Source organism: Stutzerimonas stutzeri (assembly GCF_002909485.1).
In the GTDB taxonomy this organism is placed as follows: Bacteria; Pseudomonadota; Gammaproteobacteria; order Pseudomonadales; family Pseudomonadaceae; genus Stutzerimonas; species Stutzerimonas stutzeri_AH.
This window is the reverse complement of sequence record NZ_PPXG01000005.1, coordinates 149,039-164,178: the sequence shown is the minus strand read 5'-3', so window position 1 is coordinate 164,178 and position 15,140 is coordinate 149,039. Positions and strand designations below refer to the sequence as shown.

The window sequence follows — 15,140 nt, the reverse complement described above, 5'->3', positions numbered from 1 at the left end:
TACATCCCAGCATCAGATTTTTGAGACCGCTGCCGAGCAAGTAAGTGCGCGGGCCTCCTCAATGCAAATTGCACGGCCGACCAGGGGCATCCGTGCAAAGCGCAAGCCTATGGTGGAAATCATCCGAATTAACTCATTGATTTATAAGGATTAATTGCTAAAAAGAAGTTGGCACAACAGCTGCAATATGAGAACCAACCTAACGTGACGCGAAGGATCACGCTCATGAATAAGCCGGTTTCTCTTCTCAGCGCTGGATTTGCCTTTGTCGCACTGACTGCCCTGCAGTTCTCTTCGGCCGAAACGCAACCGAATCACTACGAGTCATCACCTCAATTGTCGTTGCAGCCCAGCAGTGCTGCACAGAGCGTCCGAATTACCACTCTAAGCGCAACAGACACCAGCGTCCTATCTCAACCACAGCGCTGGGTCTTCTAAGGATCGGATTTACCGCGGATCGTTCCGCAAAGGAGTTATAACCATGTCGAGAATCGCATTTTCGCTGTTGCTGCTTACAGCCGCTTGCGCGTACGGAGCGTTCCTCAGCCCTTACGAGACCGGCACCCTCAATGCAATTTGCAAGGCAGGCTCTGCCATCTCCGGTGTGCTTTTCCTTTTCAGCATGATGGTTGGGCGCAAAATCAAATTCGACCCGGTACTGCGGTAGAGCTTTTAGTGGGTGGGCTAACGCCTGAGCAGGGACTGCATCACAGTAAAGGCACTTTGATAGCACAGCATCTTTACTAATTTCATTATCGTCGTACAATTGGCGCCAGCAAGCCGTCCTCACATTTTTCTGTTGAGGGCGGAACAGTAGGTACTGGTGGTTGTCAGACCGGTGACTACCCCGGCAATACGCCAGCACGCCCACTTGACTACCGGTTAATTATGCGCCCTATGAAACAGGCAGTTTACTCCAGCCGTACGGCTGACAAATTTGTGGTTCGACTTCCCGACGGTATGCGCGAGCGCATTGCTGAAGTGGCGCGCAACCATCATCGCAGCATGAACTCAGAGATCATCGCCAGACTCGAGCAAAGCCTTTTGCAGGAAGGCGCTCTAGATGACGATCTGAGTATGCGCCTAGATAGCCCGGAGCTATCGCTGCATGAACGAGAGCTTCTTCAACGCTTTCGTCAACTTGCCCATCGCCAGCAGAACGCGTTGATCGCACTGATTGCGCAGGACACCGAGCTGGCAAAAGAGGACAGCTGATCCTCACCGCTAGGACCCTGCCTGCAGGGTCCTAAGCCACCCTCCAGACGCCTTTGAGCGGTTTATCGCAAGCTAATAGGCATGTCACGACCTTCCTTACGGGAAGCTCCAATCTATAGCCCTATAGTCAAATCGCGCCTCGCCCCAACAAGCTCGAGCGCCCCAGCTTTCTGCTCGCTTCAGCTCGATAAAGACACTTCCCCGCAGCGATCAATCCCAGCGCTATTGCTCTACACAAAGCACATCTTACGCTCTCCAAGCGGGGAGCAGGCCTGGAAATTACACGACGCCACAGGCGCCAGCACATAGCGCAAAAACGCCGCAGGGGCTTGAGCCCACTGCGGCGGCAGACAGTTCAGGTGTACTTTAAGCAGCACCTGCGGGCACGGTAGTCAACCTACAAAGTTAAGCAGTACCCCTGCAGCTACTGCCGAACCGATAACCCCCGCCACGTTTGGCCCCATTGCGTGCATGAGCAGGAAGTTCTGCGGGTTGGCCTCCAGTCCGACCTTGTTCGAAACCCGAGCAGCCATGGGTACCGCCGAGACGCCCGCCGAACCTATGAGCGGATTGATTTTGTTATGGCTAAAGCGGTTCATTATCTTGGCCATGATAATTCCAGCCGCGGTGCCACCGCAGAAAGCGACCATCCCAAGCACTAGAATCCCAAGGGTTTTCATTTGCAGGAAGGCCTCTGCGGACAACTTGGAGCCAACCGTCAAACCCAGTGCAATGGTGACAATGTTGATCAGTGCATTGCGCGAAGTGTCGGCCAATCGGTCAACTACGCCACACTCACGCAGCAGGTTGCCAAACGCAAACATACCTATCAGCGGAGCAGCATCCGGCAGTAGCATGCCCACCAGCAGGCAGAGCACTAACGGAAAGACGATCTTCTCGACCTGGCCGACATGACGCAGCTGCGTCATCACGATTGCCCGCTCCTCCTTCGTGGTTAGCGCACGCATGATCGGCGGCTGGATCAGTGGTACCAATGCCATGTAGGAGTAAGCTGCCACGGCGATAGGGCCAAGCAGTTCGGGTGCTAGCTTGGACGTCACGAAAATCGACGTTGGGCCGTCCGCACCACCGATGATGGCGATTGAAGCCGCTTCTCGCAGCGTGAATTCCATTCCTGGAATCCCGGCAGCGGTAAGTGCCAGCGCACCAAGTAAGGTGGCGAAAATGCCAAATTGAGCTGCAGCACCGAGCAGCAGCGTCTTGGGGTTAGCGAGCATCGGACCAAAGTCCGTCATCGCACCTACCCCCATGAAGATCAACAACGGGAAAACACTGGTTGGCAGGCCCACCTCATAGAACAGATGGAGGATTCCCGCCCCCTCCGCCATGTTGGCCACCGGAATGTTCGCCAGAATGCCGCCGAAACCAATCGGTATCAGCAACAACGGCTCGAACCCCTTGCGGATGGCCAGGTAGATCAGCCCGAGGCAGATCACGATCATCAACGCCTGCCCGGGCTCCAGATGATACAGACCGGTTCCCTGCCACAGCTTGAGCAACTTTTCCATGCGACTCCCCTTAAGCGATGCTCAGCAGGCTGTCGCCGACCGAGACCGCATCGCCAACCTTGACGTTGACCGAGGCGACGGTGCCGGCCTTGAACGCGCGAATCTCGGTCTCCATCTTCATGGCTTCGAGGATTATCACCAGGTCACCTTCTTGAACCAGCTGGCCCGGCTGCACCAAGACCTTGAAGATGTTGCCCGCCAACGGCGCTACCTGCGCCTCGCCGCTAGTCGGCAGTGCCGATCCGGCGCCACCTGTGGCAGGCGCGGCAGCATCCCCCCCCAAGGACTTGATGCCTTCAATGTCGCCGCCTTCCGAGACCTGAACGACGAAGGACTTGCCGTTGACCTCAACGGTATACACCTCGGCTTTTCCAGCCTCCCGTGGCGGCAGATCATTGCCGGTCGGTGCAGGCTCAAATGCCGCTGAATTGCCGCGGTTCTCCAGAAACTTCAAACCAATTTGCGGGAACAATGCGTATGTCAGCACGTCGTCGATCGCGCCCGAGGCCAGCTTGATGCCTTTATCCCGCGCAATTTCATTCAACTCGCTGGTCAGACGATCCATTTCCGGCTGCAACAAGTCTGCTGGGCGGCAGGTAATCACTTCGGCTCCATCGAGCACGCATGCCTGCAGTTCTGCATTGAAGGGCGCGGGCGCTGCACCGTACTCACCCTTGAGTACTCCAGCTGTCTCCTTGGTAATCGATTTGTAGCGTTCGCCCATCAGCACGTTGATCACGGCCTGGGTACCAACGATCTGCGAGGTCGGTGTCACTAGGGGAATAAAGCCAAGGTCTTCACGAACACGCGGAATCTCCGCCAGTACGTCGTCGAACTTGTCCAGAGCACCCTGCTCCTTCAGCTGGCCCTCCATGTTGGTCAGCATCCCGCCAGGTACTTGGGCCACGAGGATGCGGGAGTCGACCCCGCGCAGCGTGCCCTCGAACTTTGCGTATTTCTTGCGCACCTCACGGAAGTACGCTGCGATTTCTTCCAGCAACTCAAGGTCCAGACCGGTATCGCGCTCCGTACCTTGGAAAATCGCCACAACAGACTCAGTCGGCGAGTGGCCGTACGTCATCGATAGAGAAGATATGGCGGTATCGACGTTGTCGATGCCTGCCTCCACTGCTTTCAGGATCGCGGCAGTAGACAACCCAGCAGTGGCATGGCACTGCATGTGGATCGGGATGGCGAGGCTACTCTTCAATCGCGACACCAGCTCAAACGCCATATAGGGCGTGAGAATCCCAGCCATGTCCTTGATTGCTACCGAATCGGCACCCATGTCTTCGATACGCTTGGCCAGATCGACCCACATTTCAAGCGTGTGCACGGGACTGGTGGTGTACGAGATTGTGCCTTGCGCATGCTTGGCTTGTTGCTTGACGGCACGAAGCGCGGTCTCGAGGTTACGTGGGTCGTTCATCGCGTCAAACACGCGGAACACATCCACGCCATTGACGGCAGCTCGCTCAACGAATTTTTCCACCACGTCATCCGCATAGTGGCGATAGCCCAGCAGATTCTGACCACGCAGCAACATCTGCTGGCGCGTGTTGGGCATCGCTTTCTTGAGTTCGCGGATACGCTCCCAGGGGTCTTCCCCCAAATAGCGAATGCAGGCATCGAAGGTCGCGCCCCCCCAGCTCTCAACCGACCAGAAACCTACCTGATCGAGCTTTGCTGCGATGGGCAGCATGTCTTCCAGGCGGACACGGGTGGCCAGGATGGATTGGTGCGCATCACGCAGCACCACATCGGTTATACCGAGCGGCTGTTTAGCAATGGTCATGGAAGGAACTCCCTTTCCAGAGTCAACCGCGTCGCGCGCGGTGTTGATGAATCGCGGCCTGGATGGCTGCAAGAGTATCCGCATCTGTTGCGGCGCTTGTGGTAGGCGCAGCCACTACCTGAGGCACCGGCGCAGTGACAAAGCGACCGGTCAGGTAAGACATCAGGCGAATGCAAAGGATCAACAGAATGAGGAAGACGAAAACGGAACCGATGCCGAATAGCATGAGTTCGACGCCTTCGAGCAGGAGTTGGCTGGAGGTCATCGGAGTTCCCTTGTCAGCAGCTCAAGCCGCTTGTTATTCGCTGCGTTAGTTCGGACTCGTTTCGCGACACGCGAAACGGCCGAACCTTAGCTCGAAACAACGAAACAAGGCAAACCCCAATAAAGCGCGAAAACTGCCGTTACAGGAGAAAAATTGTCGCTAAACCGAGGAAAATGAAGAATCCGCCACTATCGGTCATAGCAGTAATCATGACACTTGCGCCCAATGCCGGATCACGACCCAGCCGAGTGAGCGTCATTGGAATCAGCACCCCCATGAGGGCCGCCAGCAAAAGATTCAGGGTCATCGCTGTAGTCATCACTAGGCCCAGAGACCAGCTGCCGTACAGCCACCAGGCCACAGCGCCAATGACGCCGCCCCACACAACGCCATTGACCAGCCCGACACCGACCTCCTTGCGCAGCAGGCGAGCAGTGTTCCCAGTCCCTACCTGATCCAGCGCCATGGCGCGCACGATCATGGTGATGGTCTGATTACCCGAGTTACCACCAATGCCTGCGACAATTGGCATCAGGGCAGCCAGCGCTACAAGCTTCTCGATCGACCCATCGAACAGGCCAATTACCCGTGAAGCAATGAACGCGGTGACCAGATTTACAGCCAGCCAGGCCCAGCGGTTGCGGACGGATTTCCAGACCGAGGCAAAGATATCCTCCTCCTCCCGCAGACCGGCCATATTGAGGACTTCGCTCTCGCTCTCCTCGCGAATCAGATCGACCATTTCATCAATGGTCAGACGGCCGATCAGTTTGCCGCTCTTGTCGACAACCGGCGTAGAGACCAAGTCATAACGCTCGAAAGCCTGAGCGGCCTCGTAAGCATCTTCGTCAGGATGGAATGTCACCGGATCACTGGCCATAACCTCCGCGACCTGCTTGTCCGGATCGTTCACCAGCAGACGCTTGATCGGCAGGACCCCCTTGAGAACACCGTCATAATCGACAACAAAGAGCTTGTCGGTATGACCGGGTAGCTCCTTGAGCCGGCGAAGGTAGCGCAGCACTACCTCCAGACTGACGTCCTCGCGAATGGTCACCATCTCGAAGTCCATCAGTGCACCAACCTGATCCTCCTCATAGGACAAGGCCGAGCGCACCCGCTCGCGCTGCTGCGCATCGAGGCTTTCCATCAGCTCGTGAACGACGTCGCGTGGCAACTCGGGCGCCAAGTCGGCCAGCTCGTCGGCATCCATTTCCTTAGCCGCGGCGAGCAGCTCGTGATCGTCCATGTCGGCGATCAGCGTTTCTCGAACGGCGTCGGATACTTCGAGCAGGATGTCGCCGTCGCGGTCAGCCTTGACGAGCTGCCAGACCGTCAATCGCTCATCAAGCGGTAACGCTTCGAGGATATGGGCGACATCCGCAGGGTGCAGTTCTTCGAGCTTACGCTGCAGTTCGACGAGGATCCGTCTCTGGTCCTCGTTACCGCCAAGCACCACCTGCTGGCCGTCTTCTTCACCCAGGCGGTGGTGGCGTTGCAGCAGTTCGACCACCTGCGCCAGGCGGTCCTGCAGGGTTTCTTGTGGCTTTTTTGCTTCTACTTCTGTCATGGCGCACTCCACCCCCGGCCGGGAGCGCGCCAGGGGAAATCAATCAATCAGTACGTGATCGGCAACCGGGAAACGTGAACGACTACTGGGTAAGTCCATAAGGAAAGGTTGTTCCACAAACCCTCAGGGGCAGATTGGCAATCATAACATCGCGCCGGCTAGCGAGACGCGCTCAAGTGCTGCCATTACAGCGACTTGCGAGCACACACGCGGAAAACGCAGCCCATCTGGCCAAAGCCGATCAGACAATCTGTCGACGTCTTCACGCTGCGACAAGACACGCATGGATCGAGCAGTTTTATTGAGTAGCCTGAGCAGGCAGTTGTTCAGTCACGGAGGACAAGAATGAAAGCACTATTTGTTTGTTCAAGCCTGCTGCTATTGGCGAACCCCGCATTTTCGGCGAGCGTGTTTCGCTGCGTCGACGAGCACGGGCACATTACTTTCAGCCAGCAAGGCTGCCCTGTGGAGCAAAGCCAGCAACGCCAGCGGGCAACGAATCCGACGCCCAGTTCGGGAAAGGCAGTACCCATGGCCTCCCCTACAGCGAACAGGGCCACGGCGCGCAAGCGCAGCGATGAGCTAGCCATTGTGGCGGAGAAAGATGACGGTTGCGGTAACAGGGTGACCGGCAGCGAGCGTCGTAGCGCAATCATCGGCCGGAATATCCGCTCAGGCATGACCCGAAGTGATGTTGAGAGCGCACTGGGTAAACCGGAGAGCATCACCAGCAGCAACGGCCGAGACCGTCTGCGCTTCCGCGACAGCAGCGGGCAGGTACGCACCGTCAGTTTCGACGAGCACGGCTGCGTCCTGGGCAGGCGCTAGCTAGCGTAGCGGAAACGAAAAAAGGGCCTGCATCGCTGCAGGCCCTTTCTTGTTTGGCGCACTCAGGAGGATTCGAACCTCCGACCGCTCGGTTCGTAGCCGAGTACTCTATCCAGCTGAGCTATGAGTGCGTAAGCGCTTGGTAGACCAGATCACCGCTGGTTACTTGAACGATCCGTATCACTGTGAATCGTTCGAAATGTGGCGCACTCAGGAGGATTCGAACCTCCGACCGCTCGGTTCGTAGCCGAGTACTCTATCCAGCTGAGCTATGAGTGCGCTGAGCGTGCGCATTATAGGGAGTTGAGATCGACGGTCAAGCACTTTGCCGAGGCGCTTTCTAACATGAAAGCAGGCTGTCGCGAGAACCAAAACCCTAGAATACAAAATGGCGGAGAAGGGGGGATTCGAACCCCCGACACCCTTTTGAGGTGTACTCCCTTAGCAGGGGAGCGCCTTCGGCCACTCGGCCACCTCTCCGCAACACGGGGCGCATCATACCCATCTTTACCCCGTTTGCAAACCAAAAATCACAGAAAAATTAGTGGCTTGGTTCCTGGTCCTTCTCTTTTTGGATCCGTTGGTAAATCTCCTCGCGATGCACCGCCACCTCCTTGGGCGCGTTGACGCCGATACGTACCTGGTTTCCCTTCACACCCAACACAGTGACAGTCACATCGTCACCCACCATCAGGGTTTCTCCAACCCGGCGCGTCAGAATCAGCATTCCTTTCTCCTTAAAACGGATTCAATTCAGTAAACAGTCTGCAAAGATAAATACGGAAAGTGTCCGTAAAACATGAAGCTAGAGCCTTTCAACAGCTATTGACCCGCGCGCTGCAACATAAAGTTCCTTTTCGCCCGGCCCAATACGACAGAAGGCGCGTACTAGCGCGCCTTCTGCGAGTCATTCCGCAGTATTGCTGGCCGGAGCATCCAATTCAAATGCGGTGTGCAATGCGCGCACGGCGAGCTCCAGATACTTTTCCTCGATGACTACCGAGACTTTGATCTCCGAAGTGGAAATCATCTGAATGTTGATATTTTCCTTGGCCAACGCCTCGAACATTCGGCTGGCAACCCCTGCATGAGAGCGCATGCCAACCCCGACGATGGAAACCTTGGCAATGTCAGTGTCGCCTATCACTTCTCGAGCGCCCATCTCGGCAGCGATACTCTGCAAAACCTGAAGCGCATTGTTGTAGTCGTTGCGATGCACCGTGAAGGTGAAATCAGTGGTGTTATCGTGCGCGACGTTCTGCACGATCATGTCCACTTCAACGTTCGCAGCGCTGATCGGCCCTAGGATCTTGAAAGCCACACCGGGCGTATCAGGCACCCCACGGATTGTCAGCTTGGCCTCGTCACGATTGAAGGCGATGCCGGAAATGATGGGCTGTTCCATGGATTCCTCTTCATCAAGGGTAATGAGGGTACCCGGACCCTCCTGAAAACTGTGCAGTACCCGCAGCGGTACGCTGTATTTGCCGGCAAACTCGACCGCTCGGATCTGCAACACCTTGGACCCGAGGCTGGCCATTTCCAGCATTTCCTCGAAGGTGATCTTGTCCAGTCGCTGAGCCTTCGCCACCACTCGAGGGTCGGTCGTGTAGACACCATCCACGTCAGTGTAAATCTGGCACTCGTCAGCTTTTAACGCGGCGGCCAGAGCCACACCGGTGGTGTCGGAACCGCCACGCCCCAAGGTCGTAATGTTGCCCTTCTCGTCGACGCCCTGGAATCCAGCCACCACCACAACGCGCCCAGCTTTGATATCGCGCTGAATACGTTGAGCATCGATCTGCAGGATACGCGCCTTCGTATGTGCGCTGTCGGTAAGGATACGTACCTGATTACCAGTGTAGGACACCGCAGGGACGCCACGCTTGATCAACGCCATCGCCAGCAAGGCAATGGTCACCTGCTCGCCGGTGGATACCATCACATCCAGCTCACGGGCTACCGGCTGTTCGCTGATCTGCTTGGCAAGATCGATCAGTCGGTTGGTTTCGCCGCTCATTGCCGAGACGACTACAACGATGTCATCGCCACGCTCGCGGAATTTCTTGACCTTTTCGGCCACCTGCTCGATACGCTCGACGGTGCCGACCGAGGTACCCCCAAACTTCTGTACGATCAAAGCCATTGTTAGCCGCCTAGAGCCCGTGAAGGGCGATCATTAAACACATAATCCGAAAACTGCCAAACGCCCCAACGCGCCGTGGATGGCCTATCCTCGCCATGGGGCGCGTCAACGACACCTGGCAGAGCTGCTTAGAGGGCCTGCTCTGCGAATGGCAGGGCCAATGCAAGCGCTTCGTCCAGCCTGGCCGGGTCGCTTCCGCCCCCCTGCGCCATATCCGGACGACCGCCACCCTTGCCGCCCACAACCGCAGCTGCCTGTTTCATCAGGTCGCCGGCTTTAAGGCGAGAAGTCAGGTCCTGTGTCACACCAGCGACGAGCACCACCTTATCGTCCTGAACACCACCAAGGAGAATGACGGCACTACCCAGCTTGTTCTTCAACTGGTCGACCAGCGCCAGCAATGCCTTGCCGTCCAGACCATCCTGGCGCGCGGCAAGCACGCGCACGCCCTTGACCTCGACCGCGGAGGTCGCAAGGTCGTTGCCGGCTGCGCTGGCGGCCTTGGCCTTGAGCTGCTCGAGCTCCTTTTCCAGCTGACGGTTGCGCTCGAGTAGGCCGCCAAGTTTGTCCAGCAGATTGTCGCGGCTGCCCTTGACCAGGTTTGCCGCCTCTTTCAGCTGCTCATCGGCGGCATTGAGGTAGGCCAGCGCAGGCGCTCCGGTAACCGCCTCGATGCGCCGTACGCCGGCAGCCACGCCACCTTCGCTGGTGATCTTGAACAGACCGATATCGCCGGTACGGCTTACATGGGTACCGCCGCAGAGTTCGACCGAGAATCCTCCACCCATTGTCAGCACCCGTACGGAGTCACCGTACTTCTCGCCGAACAGTGCCATCGCGCCCTTGGCCTTGGCCGTATCGATATCGGTCTCCTCGATTTCCACAGCGGAATTGCGGCGAATCTCGGCGTTTACCCGATCTTCCAGCGCGCGGAGCTGCTCGGGCTTGATCGCCTCGAAGTGGCTGAAGTCGAAGCGCAGGCGCTGGCTGTCCACCAGCGAGCCCTTCTGGCTGACGTGCTCGCCAAGAATCTCGCGCAACGCTGCATGCAGCAGGTGGGTTGCCGAATGGTTGAGCGCAGTGGCCTGGCGCACCGAGGCGTCAACAGTAGCCTCGACATCAGTACCCACGCGCAGCGTGCCGCTGTCGACGATGCCGTGATGTAGAAACGCGCCGCCGGCCTTGCTGGTATCACGAATATCGAAACGCAAGCCTTGCGCTTCGAGATAACCACAGTCACCAATCTGACCGCCGGATTCGGCGTAGAACGGCGTCTGGTCGAGCACCACGACGCCCTCCTCCCCGGCGCTCAGGCTTTCGACCACCATGCCTTCCTTGAACAGCGCCAGGACCTTCCCGCTGCCCGATGTGCCCTGATAGCCGATAAAGCGCGTTTCGCCTTCGACCTTGACCAGGCTGTTGTAGTCCATGCCGAAGGCGCTGGCCGAGCGCGCACGCTCGCGCTGGGCCTGCATCTCGCGCTCGAAGCCTTCTTCGTCGAGCGTCAGATTGCGCTCGCGAGCGATGTCGCCGGTCAGGTCGACCGGGAAACCGTAGGTGTCGTACAGCTTGAACACCACATCACCAGGAATGACGCTACCGCTCAGTCCGGCCAGATCCTGCTCGAGAATCTTCAGGCCCTGCTCCAGAGTCTTGGCGAACTGTTCTTCCTCGTTCTTCAGTACGCGTTCGATGTGCGCCTGTTGTTGCTTGAGTTCGGGGAAGGCATCTCCCATCTCCGCAACCAGAGCGGCGACGATACGATGGAAGAAGCTGCCGTTGGCGCCCAGCTTGTTGCCGTGGCGGCAGGCGCGGCGAACGATGCGGCGCAGCACATAGCCGCGACCTTCGTTGGATGGGGTTACGCCATCGGCAATAAGGAAGCCGCAGGAGCGAATATGGTCAGCGACGACCTTCAGCGAAGCCTGGCCGTCGTTGGTGCAGCCGATGGCATCAGCCGCCGCATTGAGCAGGCTCTGGAACAGGTCGATCTCGTAGTTGGAGTTAACGTGCTGCAGGACCGCACTGACGCGCTCGAGCCCCATGCCTGTGTCGACGCTCGGTGCCGGCAGCGGATGCATTACGCCATCAGCGGTGCGGTTGAACTGCATGAAGACGTTGTTCCAGATCTCGATGTAGCGATCGCCATCTTCCTCCGGCGAGCCGGGCGGACCGCCCCAGATGTGCTCGCCGTGGTCGAAAAAGATCTCGGTGCACGGGCCGCACGGGCCGGTGTCGCCCATCGCCCAGAAATTGTCCGACGCGTACGGGGCGCCCTTGTTGTCGCCGATGCGGACCATGCGCTCGGCAGGCACGCCGACCTCTTTGGTCCAGATGTCATAGGCCTCGTCGTCGCTGGCATAGACGGTGACCCATAGTTTTTCCTGCGGCAGGTTCAGCCATTTCTCGGAAGTGAGAAATTCCCAGGCATAGGTGATCGCATCGCGCTTGAAATAGTCGCCAAAGCTGAAGTTGCCGAGCATCTCGAAGAAGGTGTGGTGACGCGCGGTGTAGCCGACGTTTTCCAGATCGTTGTGCTTGCCACCTGCGCGTACGCATTTCTGGCTGGTGGTGGCGCGCGTGTAGGCGCGCTTCTCCAGGCCAAGGAAGCAGTCCTTGAACTGGTTCATGCCGGCGTTGGTGAAGAGCAGGGTCGGGTCGTTCGCCGGAATCAGCGAACTGGAGGCCACGCGTGTGTGGCCCTTCTCTTCGAAGAAGCGGAGGAAGGCTTCACGGATTTCTGCGCTTTTCATAGATTTCTTCCAGAGGACTGCGGCCGAACGGCTGCAAAACGACACGGCGAAGCGGGACCACCGAAAGCCGGTTCGCAACTACCCAAACGGATAGCCGGCAAAGGGCCGCATTATATCGGGCCCACGCGCCGGGTATAGGGGATTAAGGCGATTGAATCAAGCAATTGGACGTCAACTACGAGCGCTGTTGCCGGCAAATTCGGCGAATGCGCTCAGCACTACTGGAACATGCTCGTCATGCACGTCCATATGCGTGACCAGGCGCAGCCGCGCCGCCGGTGCCAGGCGAATGCCACGCTGCGCGCAAAATGCGCTTAGTGCCGCTGCCTGCCCTCCCATTTCAACGTAGACCATGTTTGTCTGGACCGGCTCGACCGCAAAGCCGAGCGCTGTCAGCCCGCGGCCAATCGTTTCTGCGCGCCGATGATCATCGGCGAGCCGCTCGACATTGTGCTCCAGCGCGTAGAGGCCAGCAGCAGCGAGTATGCCGGCCTGGCGCATGCCTCCGCCGACCATTTTGCGCAGGCGCCGAGCCTTGGCGATGAACGCATCACTGCCGCATAGTACCGAACCGACTGGCGCGCCCAGGCCCTTGGACAGGCACACCGACACCGTATCGAAATGCCGAGTAATCTGGCGCGCATCGCAGCCAAGCTTCACCGCAGCGTTGAACAGCCGTGCCCCATCCAGATGCAGCGCCAGGCCGCGCTGGCACGTGAACTCGCGTGCAGCAGCCAGATAGTCCAGCGACAGAACCTTGCCGTGCATGGTGTTTTCCAGCGCCAGCAAGCGGCTGCGGGCGAAGTGGAAATTATCGGGTTTGATCGCTGCCTCAACACGGGCTAGATCCAGCGTCCCGTCGACCTCCATTTCGATGGGCTGAGGCTGGATCGAGCCGAGCACGGCGGCGCCGCCACCTTCGTATTTGTAGGTATGCGCCTGCTGCCCGACGATGTACTCGTCGCCACGCTCGCAGTGCGCCATCAACCCCAGCAAGTTGCTCATGGTACCGGACGGCACGAACATTCCCGCGGCGAAGCCCAGGTCACCAGCGAGCTGCGTTTCGAGCCGGCGTACGGTCGGGTCCTCACCATAGACATCGTCCCCGGTGTCGGCGCCAAGCATCGCTTCGCGCATCTCGACAGAGGGCTGGGTAACGGTGTCGCTACGCAGATCGATGACGGTCATGAAATCTCCTCGAGAAGCAGGTCAGGGCCGCGACGATGCTATGTGGCGGTCAGCGTAACAGACGCGTGTTGAGTACCTTGGAGCCGCCACCTAGCAATGTTTCGGTCATTTCGATGAAGTCATCGGTGCTGACCGCATCCATGCGCATCAGCCCTCGACTGACATCGTCGAGCGAATGGCGGCTCTTGCTGCGCTGACGAATTTCCTTGTCCAGCTCCTGTAACAGCAGCACCGCTCGCGCCGTTACCGGGCCGGTGGAATGCTCGGTGCGCAGGCTGTCCACCTTGCGACTCCACTTGGTCAGGTGTTCACGTACGGCCTGATACCGGTCCTCGCTCATGCCGCCGGCACGCCTTACCAGCTCAATGGCGTAATACTCCGCCAGCCCTTCGCTGATCCAGTCGCTACGATCCTTATCCTTGATGCGACTGAAGACGTGAACCAGCTCGTGCACCAACGAGCTGGTGCCATTCTCGCTGACCATCGGGCGGTCGGCATGCATGTACAGCGAGTTGGGGCCGGAGAGACCGCCACGCCACATCGGATCGCCCGCACCGACAATGAGCAGCTTTGCCGGATCGCGAGGAAAAACGTTCTGCACCTGGGGCCAGACGAAGGTCAGCATGGTGAGCATATCCATCCTTCGAACCCCCTCACCAATCGGCGCGGCGATGGTGACGTCGGTTTCGCCCAGACGGGCGCGACGGGTACCGAGCTTGCCCGCCAACATCCAGCCGGTCGGACGGTCGAACAAGCGCTCACGGTTGTCCACGCGAAAGCGGTTCTTGCCGATCCGCGGCCAGCCGGTTTCGATGCTCTTCCAGCCCTCGGGAAGTTCGAAGGTGATGCGTGACACCAGGGTTACACCATCGACCTGATCCAGCCGCGCCGCGGGGACCAGGTCGTCCCCGCGAAACAGCGCCCAATCGCTGGTCATCCGCGCATCGTAGCGCCCGTTGCTACGGGGGTGACTGATGCGTACGCGGTAGCTCAGTCGCGATTTGCCCTCAGACGGCCTCCAGGTGCCCCGCTCCGGCGTCTCCTGCTGCCATTGACCGTCCGCTTCAAAGTCACTGTAGTAACCGTCCTTACCCAGGTTGAACTCCAGGCGCCGGACCACCTCGCCTTTCTCCAGGATCAGCTGCACGACGGCCTGATCTTCTTCCGGTAGAAAGCGAACGTGATAGTCCAGATCGACGCGCTTGGCTGCCTGGGCGTGAGCATTGAAAAAAAGGACAAGGACAAACAGCGACAGCAGTCGAGCAAGCATCGAAAAGAACTCCACGGATCGGATAAGCGCGAGGGGTACGCTGGTCTTGAGACGATGCGAACGAAGTTTAGATTCAACCGGCACGAAAAATCAGGTGATCTTCCCAGTGCTCCTCAGGCACGCTGCCCTCGGCCAGCATTCTGCCCGCCTGGGAAATCCGCTCGACATGAACCGCTTCGCGATCACCACAGACCAGGTGATGCCAAAGCGGCAGATCCTTGCCCTCTGCCACCAGGCGATAGCCACAGGTGGGCGGTAGCCACTTGAACTGCGCCGCGTCGGAGGCATTGAGCTGAATGCAATCCGGCACGCTGGCACGTCGATTGGGATAGTCGCTGCACTGACAAGTCTTCAGATCGAGCAACTTGCAGGCGATACGCGTGTAATACACGGCACCGTCCTCCTCGTCCTCTAGCTTCTGCAAACAGCAGAGGCCGCATCCATCGCACAGCGACTCCCATTCGCCAGGGTCGAGCTCGGCAAGGGACTTGCGCTTCCAGAAGGGTTCGACTTTTGCTGCCATGAGGGATGTCACTACCGATAAAACGGGCAAGTCTAGCTACTGGCGGATACCCGGCCAA

At 58.5% G+C, this 15,140-nt stretch carries 13 protein-coding genes and 3 tRNA genes; 3 read left to right on the top strand and 13 right to left on the bottom strand.

Going from position 1 to position 15,140, the window contains the following annotated elements; translation table 11 throughout:
• Positions 1–481: 481 nt before the first annotated feature.
• The gene (locus tag CXK91_RS23010) at positions 482–667 is read left to right on the top strand and encodes a PA3371 family protein (RefSeq protein WP_103456639.1); all 186 of its coding nucleotides are present in this window, start codon (positions 482–484) and stop codon (positions 665–667) included.
• A 221-nt stretch (positions 668–888) separates the two neighbouring features.
• Entirely contained in the window at positions 889–1,215 is a 327-nt protein-coding gene (locus tag CXK91_RS13465; protein WP_058064152.1) for an Arc family DNA-binding protein, read from the top strand.
• 392 nt (positions 1,216–1,607) lie between these two features.
• Here the strand turns inward: CXK91_RS13465 and CXK91_RS13460 are convergent, their stop codons facing one another.
• The 4 genes from CXK91_RS13460 to mgtE all read right to left on the bottom strand — a co-directional run bounded on the left by CXK91_RS13460 (position 1,608) and on the right by mgtE (position 6,374).
• The gene (locus CXK91_RS13460) at positions 1,608–2,744 is read right to left on the bottom strand and encodes a sodium ion-translocating decarboxylase subunit beta (protein ID WP_103456638.1); all 1,137 of its coding nucleotides are present in this window, start codon (positions 2,742–2,744) and stop codon (positions 1,608–1,610) included.
• A 10-nt stretch (positions 2,745–2,754) separates the two neighbouring features.
• A complete protein-coding gene (oadA, locus tag CXK91_RS13455; RefSeq protein WP_103456637.1) occupies positions 2,755–4,539 on the bottom strand; it encodes a sodium-extruding oxaloacetate decarboxylase subunit alpha in 1,785 nt (594 codons plus the stop codon).
• Between the two features lie 22 nt (positions 4,540–4,561).
• Positions 4,562–4,804: an OadG family protein gene (locus CXK91_RS13450; RefSeq protein WP_103456636.1), complete on the bottom strand. Its 243-nt coding sequence runs from the start codon at positions 4,802–4,804 to the stop codon at positions 4,562–4,564.
• Between the two features lie 139 nt (positions 4,805–4,943).
• The gene (gene mgtE, locus CXK91_RS13445) at positions 4,944–6,374 is read right to left on the bottom strand and encodes a magnesium transporter (protein WP_103456635.1); all 1,431 of its coding nucleotides are present in this window, start codon (positions 6,372–6,374) and stop codon (positions 4,944–4,946) included.
• A 345-nt stretch (positions 6,375–6,719) separates the two neighbouring features.
• On the opposite strand from mgtE, the gene CXK91_RS13440 reads away from it, so the two are divergent.
• Positions 6,720–7,202 carry a DUF4124 domain-containing protein gene (locus CXK91_RS13440; RefSeq protein ID WP_103456634.1) on the top strand — a complete coding sequence of 161 codons (483 nt, stop codon included), beginning with the start codon at positions 6,720–6,722 and terminating at the stop codon, positions 7,200–7,202.
• 54 nt (positions 7,203–7,256) lie between these two features.
• Here the strand turns inward: CXK91_RS13440 and CXK91_RS13435 are convergent.
• The 9 genes from CXK91_RS13435 to CXK91_RS13395 form a co-directional block, all read right to left on the bottom strand.
• Positions 7,257–7,333 (bottom strand) — tRNA-Arg (locus CXK91_RS13435).
• A gap of 71 nt (positions 7,334–7,404) precedes the next feature.
• Positions 7,405–7,481, bottom strand: a tRNA-Arg gene (locus CXK91_RS13430).
• Between the two features lie 110 nt (positions 7,482–7,591).
• Positions 7,592–7,682 (bottom strand) — tRNA-Ser (locus tag CXK91_RS13425).
• Between the two features lie 61 nt (positions 7,683–7,743).
• A complete protein-coding gene (gene csrA, locus CXK91_RS13420; protein ID WP_003283978.1) occupies positions 7,744–7,929 on the bottom strand; it encodes a carbon storage regulator CsrA in 186 nt (61 codons plus the stop codon).
• A 180-nt stretch (positions 7,930–8,109) separates the two neighbouring features.
• A complete protein-coding gene (locus tag CXK91_RS13415) occupies positions 8,110–9,348 on the bottom strand; it encodes an aspartate kinase (protein ID WP_103456633.1) in 1,239 nt (412 codons plus the stop codon).
• 128 nt (positions 9,349–9,476) lie between these two features.
• A complete protein-coding gene (alaS, locus tag CXK91_RS13410) occupies positions 9,477–12,101 on the bottom strand; it encodes an alanine--tRNA ligase (RefSeq protein WP_103456632.1) in 2,625 nt (874 codons plus the stop codon).
• 171 nt (positions 12,102–12,272) lie between these two features.
• A complete protein-coding gene (gene ltaE, locus CXK91_RS13405) occupies positions 12,273–13,289 on the bottom strand; it encodes a low-specificity L-threonine aldolase (RefSeq protein WP_103456631.1) in 1,017 nt (338 codons plus the stop codon).
• Between the two features lie 49 nt (positions 13,290–13,338).
• The gene (locus tag CXK91_RS13400; RefSeq protein ID WP_103456630.1) at positions 13,339–14,559 is read right to left on the bottom strand and encodes a hypothetical protein; all 1,221 of its coding nucleotides are present in this window, start codon (positions 14,557–14,559) and stop codon (positions 13,339–13,341) included.
• Positions 14,560–14,632: 73 nt separating this feature from the next.
• Entirely contained in the window at positions 14,633–15,082 is a 450-nt protein-coding gene (locus tag CXK91_RS13395) for a YcgN family cysteine cluster protein (RefSeq protein ID WP_103456629.1), read from the bottom strand.
• Positions 15,083–15,140 lie beyond the last annotated feature (58 nt).